General features: G+C 42.3%; 1 protein-coding gene. It reads right to left on the reverse strand.

The window, feature by feature from the left end; genetic code table 11:
- Positions 1 to 195: 195 nt before the first annotated feature.
- Entirely contained in the window at positions 196 to 1,401 is a 1,206-nt protein-coding gene (locus tag EGT51_RS12760; protein ID WP_002825823.1) for an NAD(P)/FAD-dependent oxidoreductase, read from the reverse strand.
- Positions 1,402 to 1,626: the final 225 nt, after the last annotated feature.

The following is a 1,626-nucleotide window of genomic DNA, read 5'->3' on the forward strand; positions in this document are numbered from 1 at the left end:
GATCTTTTTTGTCCGAACAGCGTTCGGATTAATTTTACAATCTACCTTTTGTCTAACTTTTGTGTTGCACTTCATGCACTTTAAAATGACTCAAGGCTAGTTTTTATTTGCTACTGAGCCATCGTTAATGATGGCCATTTTGTTCTAAAGTACATTCGTGATGACGCAATGATTCACCGATATCTCATCCAGATACTAAGCCTTCTTCTCTCGAATGGAGCCCACCAGATCATCTGTAGCTGGAGCGTTCGCAAGCAATGCGCGAACATCATCAAGATTCACCTTAACATTCCAAACTAAAACACCAACTAACTTATCGGTATCTATGAAATAGACAAGCGATCCATGCGTTCGCCGATCAAAAATCAATTGCAATTTAGGATCAATATTACCGATTGCTTGCCAGGAAATATCAAAAATCATGGAATAGAAGTATGGGGTATGCTGATAGCTCATGTGAGCACCTGCCATATTACGGCCAACTAATTCACCAGAAAGTCGGGCATGGTCCACGTGCTCAATCCGTTGCCGACCCAAGATGTGATCTGGATAAGAGGCAATATCTCCAGCAGACCAGATGGCTGGGTCACTAGTATTGAGATACTCATTAACTTTCACACCACCATCAGCTAAATCCAAACAACTGTCTTCAGCTAAACTAATCCGCGGCGTAACGCCTAACCCAACAATGATCGTATCGGCTGCGATCACCGTACCATCCTTTGTCAATAGAGTCAAGTGGTCACCTTGGCGTTGATATGATTGGACAAACTGACCACTCATCAGTGTGACACCATTGCGTTTGAACGTGGCTTCATACTCAGTCCGAATAGACTCAGGAAATTTACCCTCACCCAGCGCTTTTTCTGGAAAAATCATCGTAACTTCAGTCTCATTTTGGGTCAGTGACGATGCGAGCTCTGTACCAACATATCCACCACCAATGATCACAACTCGCTTGTTCGGACCACTAAATTTACGTAACTTGCGATAATCTGACCACTGTCTAAAGACTAGCACATGTGGATCAGAAGGTCCCTGGATTTGTCTAGGTTCTCCGCCAGTTGCTAGCAATAGCTGTTCATACTTGATTTGCTCACTATCGGCCAATGTAATGACCTTATCTTGCCGATTAATAGCCGTAACCGTTGTCTTGAACTTAAAAGTCACATTGGGATAATTTTCAGCACCAATCTGAATGTTCTCTTCAGTGAATTCATCATCTAGCCATAGTTTTTTACTCAGTGCCGGTCGTTCATATGGGACATCCGCCTCTTGCGAAATAATTAAGATCTCACCCTCTGAATCTTCCTGTCGAATTCCCTTGATGGCATAGCCAGCAACCACTCCGCCACCAACAATGACGTATCGATAGCTGTTTGTCTGATCCAAATCACTCATCTAATCGCCTCCATAACTTTACTTTTTCTAGGATCATTGTAATATAAAAACGCCATGATTCGAAAAATAACGCTCAGAATTGTCAATCGTTGCTTGCTTTTATCAGCCTGAATTATTCACCAGAAACTCCAAAATCCCCATCAAACACATGATTCAAGTGCTTGATGGGAATTTTACGTTTTCACCTTTTAAGTGCAGAAAAAGAGCCTCAGCTCTGGTATAGTT

It is taken from the genome of Levilactobacillus suantsaiihabitans (assembly GCF_004745505.1).
In the GTDB taxonomy this organism is placed as follows: Bacteria; Bacillota; Bacilli; order Lactobacillales; family Lactobacillaceae; genus Levilactobacillus; species Levilactobacillus suantsaiihabitans.